Origin of the sequence: Flavobacterium sp. (genome assembly GCF_021151785.1) — a bacterium.
Classification (GTDB): Bacteria; Bacteroidota; Bacteroidia; order Flavobacteriales; family Flavobacteriaceae; genus Flavobacterium.
Window position 1 is genome coordinate 1 of the sequence record NZ_JAGKWP010000095.1, and the last position, 8,812, is coordinate 8,812.

10 protein-coding genes are annotated in these 8,812 nt (G+C 32.9%); 3 read left to right on the top strand and 7 right to left on the bottom strand.

The window, feature by feature from the left end; translation table 11 throughout:
- Positions 1-847, top strand: an 847-nt coding sequence (locus QZ824_RS09410; protein WP_291275766.1) for a hypothetical protein, incomplete at its 5' end; no start/stop codon positions are given.
- A gap of 10 nt (positions 848-857) precedes the next feature.
- Here the strand turns inward: QZ824_RS09410 and gcvT are convergent.
- Positions 858-1,940, bottom strand: a complete 1,083-nt coding sequence (gene gcvT, locus QZ824_RS09415; protein WP_291275767.1) for a glycine cleavage system aminomethyltransferase GcvT — start codon at positions 1,938-1,940, stop codon at positions 858-860.
- Between the two features lie 166 nt (positions 1,941-2,106).
- Between gcvT and hutH the strand changes: the two genes are divergently transcribed.
- Positions 2,107-3,603: a histidine ammonia-lyase gene (hutH, locus tag QZ824_RS09420; RefSeq protein ID WP_291275768.1), complete on the top strand. Its 1,497-nt coding sequence runs from the start codon at positions 2,107-2,109 to the stop codon at positions 3,601-3,603.
- Positions 3,604-3,639: 36 nt separating this feature from the next.
- Here the strand turns inward: hutH and QZ824_RS09425 are convergent, their stop codons facing one another.
- From QZ824_RS09425 to rimK, 4 genes are all read right to left on the bottom strand, one after another.
- Positions 3,640-4,005, bottom strand: coding sequence for a DUF1304 domain-containing protein (locus QZ824_RS09425; protein WP_291275769.1), 366 nt, complete (start codon positions 4,003-4,005; stop codon positions 3,640-3,642).
- A 183-nt stretch (positions 4,006-4,188) separates the two neighbouring features.
- A complete protein-coding gene (locus QZ824_RS09430; protein ID WP_291275770.1) occupies positions 4,189-4,374 on the bottom strand; it encodes a hypothetical protein in 186 nt (61 codons plus the stop codon).
- Positions 4,374-4,883, bottom strand: a complete 510-nt coding sequence (locus QZ824_RS09435; RefSeq protein WP_291275771.1) for a YetF domain-containing protein — start codon at positions 4,881-4,883, stop codon at positions 4,374-4,376. The genes QZ824_RS09430 and QZ824_RS09435 overlap by 1 nt, the downstream gene beginning before the upstream one ends.
- On the bottom strand, positions 4,883-6,247 hold the full coding sequence (rimK, locus tag QZ824_RS09440) for a 30S ribosomal protein S6--L-glutamate ligase (protein ID WP_291275772.1): 1,365 nt from the start codon (positions 6,245-6,247) through the stop codon (positions 4,883-4,885). The genes QZ824_RS09435 and rimK overlap by 1 nt, the downstream gene beginning before the upstream one ends.
- Positions 6,248-6,331: 84 nt before the next feature.
- Here rimK and QZ824_RS09445 point away from each other — a divergent pair, with 84 nt between their 5' ends.
- Entirely contained in the window at positions 6,332-6,718 is a 387-nt protein-coding gene (locus QZ824_RS09445) for a DoxX family protein (RefSeq protein ID WP_291275773.1), read from the top strand.
- Positions 6,719-6,768: 50 nt separating this feature from the next.
- Here the strand turns inward: QZ824_RS09445 and lpdA are convergent, their stop codons facing one another.
- Positions 6,769-8,172, bottom strand: a complete 1,404-nt coding sequence (gene lpdA, locus QZ824_RS09450) for a dihydrolipoyl dehydrogenase (RefSeq protein WP_291275774.1) — start codon at positions 8,170-8,172, stop codon at positions 6,769-6,771.
- Positions 8,173-8,270: 98 nt separating this feature from the next.
- Positions 8,271-8,735 (bottom strand): Lrp/AsnC family transcriptional regulator, encoded by a 465-nt coding sequence (locus QZ824_RS09455; RefSeq protein WP_291275775.1) that lies wholly within the window; start codon positions 8,733-8,735, stop codon positions 8,271-8,273.
- Positions 8,736-8,812 lie beyond the last annotated feature (77 nt).

Below are 8,812 nucleotides of genomic sequence, written 5' to 3' on the forward strand. Positions count from 1 at the left end.
CTTTTATAGTGCTCAAGCTCAAACTAATTTTGAGTTTTATGGAATTATTAAACTAAACGGAAATGATAAAACAGTAATTACTTATAGGTTGGTTTTTAGTGAAAATAAAGGAATAATCAATGGCTATTCAATTACTGATCTTGATGGAGCAAATGAAACGAAGAGCATTGTTAAAGGTACTTACAATAAAAAAACGAAAGTATTTGAATTTAAAGAAAATGAAATTCTTTACACAAAATCAAAATTTTCTGAAAGTGCTTTTTGTTTTGTGAATTTTTCGGGTAAAGTTAAATTAGTTCAAAATACAAGTAAATTAGATGGTAATTTTAAAGGCTTGTTTAAAAATAAGACCAAATGCATTGACGGTACTTTGCAACTTGTAGGAAGCAATAAGATTTATAATCTAGCATCTAAGGTTAATAAAAAGATACAAAAGTCAAAAAAGATAGATGAAGCTTCAAAAGAAAAATACAATACAATTAAAATGTTAGATAGTTTAAAAATTAATAAATTATCTAAAAATCAAAATTTAAATGTTTTTTGGGAGTCCTCCACTGCTAAAATTGAAATTTGGGATAACGGACAAGAAGACGGAGACCGAATTAATTTGTTTCATAATGGGAAATTAATTTTGAGTGATTATTTGGTTTCTAATACGAAAAAAGTGCTCACAATAAAATTAAGTTCAGGGGATGATGTATTTAAAATTGTGGCTTTAAACGAAGGTAAAATTAAGCCTAATACCGCAAAACTTGAATTTATTGATAAAGAGCGTAGTTTTGAACTTTTGGCAACTTTAAATAAAGAAGAAGAAGCGTCAATAACCATCATAAAAAAAGAGCCGTAGGCTCTTTTTTTTATTTTTTGTAAAACGGCATTTTGACCACTTTTGCTTTGATGTCTTTGTTTCTAATTCGAATATAAATTTCTGAATCTACTGCGGCTAATTCAGTTGGAACATATCCCATACCAATAGCTTTACCTAAAGAAGGTGATTGCGTTCCCGAAGTTACAATACCTACTATATTTCCATTAGCATCTGCAATTTCATAGTCATGACGAGGAATTCCTCTTTCAATTAATTCAAATCCAACTAATTTACGAGTTACTCCAGCCTCTTTTTGCTTTTTAAGATTTTCAGAATTAGTAAACTCTTTGTCGAATTTTGTAATCCATCCTAAACCTGCTTCTAATGGAGAAGTTGTATCGTTGATGTCGTTTCCGTATAAACAGAAGCCCATTTCCAAACGTAATGTATCACGAGCGGCTAATCCAATTGGTTTAATTCCAAAGGCAGCACCAGCTTCAAATACTTTGTTCCAAACCGTTTCTGCATCTTCGTTTTTGAAATAAATTTCGAAACCACCAGAACCCGTATAACCAGTTGCTGAAATAATAACGTCTTTTATTCCTGCAAATTCACCAATTTGGAATGTGTAATATCCCATATTTGTCAAATCAATAGAAGTTAAAGATTGCATAGCTTCAGCTGCTTTTGGACCTTGAATAGCTAATAAAGAATACGCATCAGAATTGTTAATCATTTCAACTCCTAAGTCGTTGTGTTGAGCAATCCAATTCCAATCTTTTTCAATATTTGAGGCGTTTACCACTAACATATAGTGATTGTCAGCAATTTTGTATACGATTAAGTCATCTACAATTCCTCCTTCATTGTTAGGTAAACAAGAATATTGAGCTTTACCATCAACTAATTTTGAAGCATCGTTTGAAGTTACTTTTTGTATTAAAGCTAACGCGTGTTCACCTTTAAGGAAAAATTCTCCCATGTGTGATACATCAAAAACACCCACACCATTTCTAACGGTTTCATGTTCTACATTTACTCCTTCGTATTGTACAGGCATATTATAACCTGCAAATGGAACCATTTTTGCTCCTAATTTTTCGTGAACTGCTGTTAGTGCTGTATTTTTCATTTTAATTGAACTATAAATTTTGAGTCGCTAATTTATGCAAATTTCTTAAAAATGGGGTCACAAATTGGATAAATATTGTTAATCATTTAAAAATGGAAGTTTCTTATTAACAATTGTTGTATTTTTAAATGATTTTGTTGAATTTTGGCAACTTATTCATAAAAAAATGGAACATACACATTATATAAGTTCATCATTATTAACAATTGAGGAGGTAAACGAAATTGTTTTTCAAGGAAAAAAACTAGCGCTTTCGGAAGAAGCAAAAGTTAATATAGCGAAGTGTCGTCAGTATTTAGATGATAAAATGCAAACTCAAAGCGAACCTATTTATGGGATTAATACAGGTTTTGGTTCGTTGTGTAATGTGAAAATTTCAAATGAGAATTTATCTAAATTACAAGAAAACTTAATGAAATCACATGCTTGTGGTACAGGAGAAGAAGTGCCACACGATATAGTGAAAATCATGTTGTTCCTGAAAATACAATCCTTAAGTTATGGAAATTCGGGTGTGCAAGTGGAAACTGTTGAACGCTTACTCGATTTTTATAACCTTGATATTTTGCCCGTAGTTTATACACAAGGTTCTTTAGGGGCTTCGGGAGATTTATCTCCTTTGGCTCATTTATGTTTGCCTTTAATTGCTGAAGGTGAAGTGTATTATGATGGATTCCGTCAGCCGGCTCATAAAGTTTTAGGTAAATTAAATTTAAAACCGATTACTTTAAAATCAAAAGAAGGATTGGCCTTGTTAAACGGCACCCAGTTTATGAGTGCTTATGGCGTGTATAATTTAATTCAAGCTCAAAAATTAGCTTATTTGGCTGATTTAATTGGTGCGGTTTCTTTAGAAGGATTTGATGGTCGAAAAGAACCATTTACGGATTTAATTCACTTAGTTCGTCCACACAAAGGTCAAGTAACTACTGCTGCAAGAATGTTAGATTTTTTAGAAGGAAGTGAGATTATAGAACAGCCTAAAAAACATGTACAAGACCCCTATTCATTCCGTTGTATTCCGCAAGTTCACGGTGCTACTAAGGATACCATAGATTTTGTTAAAAAAGTATTTACTACTGAAATTAATTCAGTTACCGATAATCCGAATATTTTTGTTGGTGAAGATATTATTGTGTCAGGAGGGAATTTTCATGGACAACCGTTGGCGTTGGCGCTGGATTATTTAGGAATTGCATTAGCTGAATTAGGAAATATTTCAGAAAGAAGAACGTATCAATTGATATCGGGATTAAGAGAATTGCCTTCATTTTTAGTGAGTGATCCAGGGTTAAATTCCGGATTTATGATTCCGCAATATACAGCTGCGAGTATTGTTAGTCAGAATAAGCAATTGGCCACACCTGCGAGTATTGATAGCATTGTTTCGAGTAACGGACAAGAAGATCATGTGAGTATGGGAGCAAATGGAGCGACAAAGACGTTTAAAATTGTTGAAAATGTGGAACGTATTTTAGCTATTGAACTGTTTAATGCAACGCAAGCTTTAGAATTCAGAAGACCTTTAAGGTCAAGTGAATTTATTGAGATGTTTGTTAAAGCCTATCGAGATGAAGTTCCTTTTGTAGATGAAGATCGAATTTTACATTATGATATTGAAAAATCTATCCACTTCTTGAAAAGTTTTCAAGTGGAAGAATAAGAAAAAAGCCTTTAGATTTCTAAAGGCTTTTTGTTTTTAAATTTTTAATAGAATTGCAAATATTCCTAATAAAGCGGGTAAGCCTTGAATCAATAATATTCGTTTTGAAGCAGAATAAGCACCATATAATCCGGCAACTAAGACACAACCTAAGAAAAATAAAGCAATGTTTTTGCTCCAAATGTCATCTGAAATGAGTAACGACCAAATTAACCCAGCTGCTAAAAATCCGTTATACAATCCTTGATTGGCAGCCATAGCCTTGGTTGGCTCAAACAAATCTTTTGGAAAAGTTTTAAATACTTTTTTTCCTGTCGTAGTCCAAGCAAACATTTCTAGCCATAGGATATAGATGTGTAAAATGGCGATACCTACTACAATAATTTTACTGGTTATTTCCATTGCTTTTTTTTATTAAAAGGTAAATTAAAACGACTATTGCTAGTACTTCAAGTAGTGTTCCTGTAATTAGTATGGAATTCGCACCCGGCCAATGCATTAACTTAAATAAACTGCCAATTATGGTAATTGCCAATCCAACAAGAAAAAAAATCAATGGTACTAAAAATACTTTCATTATAAAATTTATTTATTTTTTATTTTGATAATATGAAGCAATAACATGCCGCCAACAACAATCTCTAGAACAAATGAAATTCCCATAATGTAATTAGCTATTGGCAGTTTTTGTGTTTTTAAATAAGCGCCTAAAATCATTAATGTACTTGCAATAATTATAATGATTAATGAAGTTTTGGTGAATTTATTCATTAGAATTCATTTAAAGTTTTATGTATTTTTCTTTTGTGATGGGTTTGCTTTATATTGTTTTCTCCTGAAATGATACTAATGTTACCATCTACTTCAAACATAGCTAGTTTTACTTCTTTATGATTTTCTACTCCATGTTCTCTGATTGCTTCATCTAATTCGTCTGAAGTAATACCAAGTTTAGTCAATGCTTTGTAATCTATAATACCGTGGTGTATTAATATTTCAGGTTTGCTTAATACTAAGTCTTTGATTGCTTTAGATTGATTTAAAACTCTTTTTAAAAAATAATTGATTAAAAATAATACCAAAGCAGCTAAAATTCCTCCTTCTAATGAAGTGTTGTTTCCAACCATAGCATTTTGCACCGAATTACTGATTAACAAAATGAGTACAATATCAGCCGAATTAAGTTGTGACAGTTCTCGTTTGCCAAATACACGAAGAGCTAGTACCATGAAGAAGTAAACGGTCATACTTCTTAATACGATATCTAAATAAGGATGCATTAGTGTGATTTAAAATTTTTTTCGATAGCTTTAATCATTTCGCCAGCAATGTCTTTTTGTGTAGCTCCTTCAATTCCTTCTAGACCTGGAGAAGAATTTACTTCCAATAAAAGCGGACCTTTACTTGAGCGAATAATATCAACACCTGCAACTCGTAAGTTCATAGCTTTAGCGGCTCGAATAGCTATTTTCTTTTCTTCAGGTGTAACTTTAACAATAGATGCTGTTCCTCCCATGTGAATATTGGCTCTAAATTCTCCTGGAGCTGCTTCTCGTTGCATCGCAGCTACAACTTTGCCATCAACTACAAACAAACGCAGGTCTTTACCATTAGCTTCTTTTATAAATTCTTGTACAAGAATGTTAGCATTTAAACTTTTAAAGGCATTAATTACTGATTCCGCTGCTTTTTTGGTTTCAGCTAAAACGACTCCTTTACCTTGTGTTCCTTCAAGTAGTTTAACAATTAACGGTGAACCTCCTACCATTTTAATTAAATCATCAGTATCTAACGGAGAGTTAGCAAATCCTGTTGTAGGGATATCTACACCATTATTTAAAAGTAATTGGAGTGAGAACAATTTATCTCTCGATTGTGTAATTGCTGAAGCTGAATTTAATACAAAAACCTTTAAAGCTTCAAACTGACGGGTTAATGCGCAACCATAGTACGTCATGCTAGGTCTTATTCGTGGAATTACAGCGTCAAAATCATTCAATACTAATCCGCCTCTGTAATGTATTTCTGGATTAGAAGCACTGAGTTTCATGTAGCAGTATTTCAAATTAAGAAAATGCATTTCGTGTCCTCTCATTTCACCAGCTTCGATTATTCTTCGGTTGCTGTATAATTCGGGATTACTAGCAAGTAAACCGATTTTTAATCCTTTTTTATTGGTCTCTTTATAGTAGTATTCTTTTAGATTTTCAGAGGAAGGTTGTCCTAATACAAAGCGACGTTCGGGGTCTACTATTAATCTTCCAACCATGGCTTCGCGACCTAAAAGCATGCGATATCCCATTGAATCTCTGTTAGTAAGCGTTACTTCTACCGGGTAGTTATGTTCTCCTAGTTTTACTTCTGTACGGATTACATAGCGTTTTTCACGTGTTCCGCTAGAACTTTTAACAATGCGTTGGTCAATTAGTTGTGCTTCACAGTGGATAATAGATTTAGAATTGTTTTGGATGGGATTAATGTCAAACCGGAGCCAATCTTGGTTGTTTTTTTGAAAGGTTTTGATGTTTATGGCGTGTAAGGCTGAGGTTTTAGCTCCTGAATCAATTCTGGCTTTGATGGCAGGGATTCCAAGTTGAGGGAAAGCACACCATTCTTCGCTTCCTATAAGTGTTTTATCTTGCATGGGATGTAATTTTAAATCTAAAATACTATATTTTTTTATTTTTTACTATCTTTAAAATAATTAACCAAAAATAAATTTATAATTATGAGAATTGCAACATTAATTGTACGATTGCTTTTAGGAGCTATGATGCTTTTTGCATCCATTAGTTATTTTTTTAATTTAGGTGGTGAACAACCGCAACCAATAGGTGATATGGCTACTTTGATGGCTGGTTTTGTGGCATCTAAATATGTTTTTCCAGCAGCGAAAATAGTAGAATTATTAGCAGGTTTAACTTTAATAACAGGTAAGTTGGATAAATTAGGTGTGGTGTTGCTTATGCCAATATCTATTAATATTTTTTTAATTCATGTTGTAGTTTCTAAATCAGATATTCCGATGGCTGCGGCAGTGCTAATTGCTAATGTATTTTTACTATATGCAAACTGGAATAGTTATAAACATTTATTTGAATGGAATACTAAGTAAAGCAAAAAGCCCAACTTACAGTTGGGCTTTTTTATTGGGTTTAGAATGTTTTAAACATGTAATGCTCTGTTTGCAGTAGCCGCTAAAGCCGCTTCTTTTATTGCTTCAGCAAAAGTAGGGTGTGCATGTGACATTCTTGAAATGTCTTCAGCACTAGCTCTAAATTCCATAGCAGTAACAGCCTCTGCGATTAAATCGGCACAACGTGCACCAATCATATGAACGCCTAAAACTTCGTCTGTTTTTGCATCAGCTAAAATCTTAACAAATCCATCAATGTCGCCTCCAGCTCTAGCTCTTCCTAGAGCTCTAAATGGGAAACTTCCAGCTTTGTAAGCTATACCAGCTTCTTTTAATTGCTCTTCAGTTTTACCAACAGCAGCAACTTCTGGCCAAGTATAAACAACACCTGGAATTAAGTTATAATCGATATGTGGTTTTTGTCCCGCTAAAATTTCAGCAACTAAAACACCTTCTTCTTCAGCTTTATGGGCTAACATAGCGCCACGAACTACATCACCAATAGCATAAATATTTGATGCAGAAGTTTGTAAATGATCATTTACTTCGACTTGACCTCTGTCTGTTAATTTAACTCCAGCTTTCTCTGCATTTAATCCTTCTGTATATGGTTTTCTACCAACTGATACCAACGAATAATCACCTTCTAAAGTAATAATTTCTCCTTTGGCATTTTCAGCCTTCACAACTACAGCATCTCCATTTCTTTCCACCGATTGAACTTTGTGAGAAGTATAGAATTTCATGCCTTGTTTTTTCAATACTTTAGTTAATTCTTTAGATAAAGCAGCGTCCATTCCAGGGATAATTCTATCCATGAATTCAACAACAGAAACTTGAGCGCCTAATCTTAAATAAACTTGTCCTAATTCAATTCCAATTACACCACCACCAATAATTACAAGGTGTTTAGGAACTTCTTTTAACTTCAATGCTTCTGTAGAAGTAATAATTCTTTCTTTGTCTATTGTTATGAAAGGTAAAGAGGAAGGTTTTGAACCTGTAGCAATTATACTATTTTTAGATTCTATTATTTCACTAGAACCATCTTTTTTAGTGACTTTAATGCTAGTTGCACTTTCAAAAGAACCTACACCTTCAAAAACGGTGATGTTGTTTTTGTCCATTAAGAATTTAACTCCACCACTGGTTTGATCTACTACTGCTTGTTTGCGTTCGATCATTTTAGTTAAGTTTACTTTTACATCTCCAGTCACTTCAATTCCATGGTCTGCAAAGTGTTGTAATTCTTCATAATGATGTGAGGAAGCTAATAATGCTTTTGATGGAATACATCCCACATTTAAACAAGTTCCACCTAAAGTAGAGTATTTTTCAATAATAGCTGTTTTGAAACCTAATTGAGCACAACGGATTGCCGCAACATATCCTCCTGGCCCTGAACCAATAATGGTTACATCAAATTGACTCATATTGTATATGTAGTTAAAAGTTTATAGTTAAATTTATGATTACAAAAGTAAGGCTTTTTAAATAAATATGACCAATGAAAGTTGGTAAAATAATATACTTAATAGCTAAACTTATATGAAGTTGTGTTTTTTACTTCTCCAATCATAAAGGTACTATGTGAACTTCCAATATGTTTTAATGAGGTAAGTTTATTTACCATGAAATCGCGGTAGGTTTCCATGTCTTTTACACAAATTTTTAAAATGTAGTCATAATCACCGCTCACATGAAAGCATTCGAGCACTTCAGTCAAATTAACTACTTCTGCTTCAAATTCGGTGATGATTTCTTTGTTGTGTTTTACGAGTTTAACATGACAAAGTGCTACAAAACCTTTCTCGATTTTGTTTCGGTCGAGTAGGGCTACATATTTGTTGATTAGTCCTTCGCGTTCAAGTTTTTTAATTCGTTCATAGACCGCTGTTACAGAAAGATTAAGCTTGAGTGATAATTCTTTAGTTGTAGTTTTAGCATCTGCTTGTAATAATTCCAGCAGCTTTTTGTCAATAATGTCTAAGTTCATTTTAGTTGTGGTTTGTAGTTTTCGTATGTAAAAATAACTAAAAAAAATTTTTTTTGGAATGATTTACAGGCATTATT

Coding starts and splice junctions, on each gene's coding strand:
- gcvT (WP_291275767.1), bottom strand. CDS start 1,940: ATGAAAAATACAGCACTAACAGCAGTTCACGAAAAATTAGGAGCAAAA.
- hutH (WP_291275768.1), top strand. CDS start 2,107: ATGGAACATACACATTATATAAGTTCATCATTATTAACAATTGAGGAG.
- QZ824_RS09425 (WP_291275769.1), bottom strand. CDS start 4,005: ATGGAAATAACCAGTAAAATTATTGTAGTAGGTATCGCCATTTTACAC.
- QZ824_RS09430 (WP_291275770.1), bottom strand. CDS start 4,374: ATGAATAAATTCACCAAAACTTCATTAATCATTATAATTATTGCAAGT.
- QZ824_RS09435 (WP_291275771.1), bottom strand. CDS start 4,883: ATGCATCCTTATTTAGATATCGTATTAAGAAGTATGACCGTTTACTTC.
- rimK (WP_291275772.1), bottom strand. CDS start 6,247: ATGCAAGATAAAACACTTATAGGAAGCGAAGAATGGTGTGCTTTCCCT.
- QZ824_RS09445 (WP_291275773.1), top strand. CDS start 6,332: ATGAGAATTGCAACATTAATTGTACGATTGCTTTTAGGAGCTATGATG.
- lpdA (WP_291275774.1), bottom strand. CDS start 8,172: ATGAGTCAATTTGATGTAACCATTATTGGTTCAGGGCCAGGAGGATAT.
- QZ824_RS09455 (WP_291275775.1), bottom strand. CDS start 8,735: ATGAACTTAGACATTATTGACAAAAAGCTGCTGGAATTATTACAAGCA.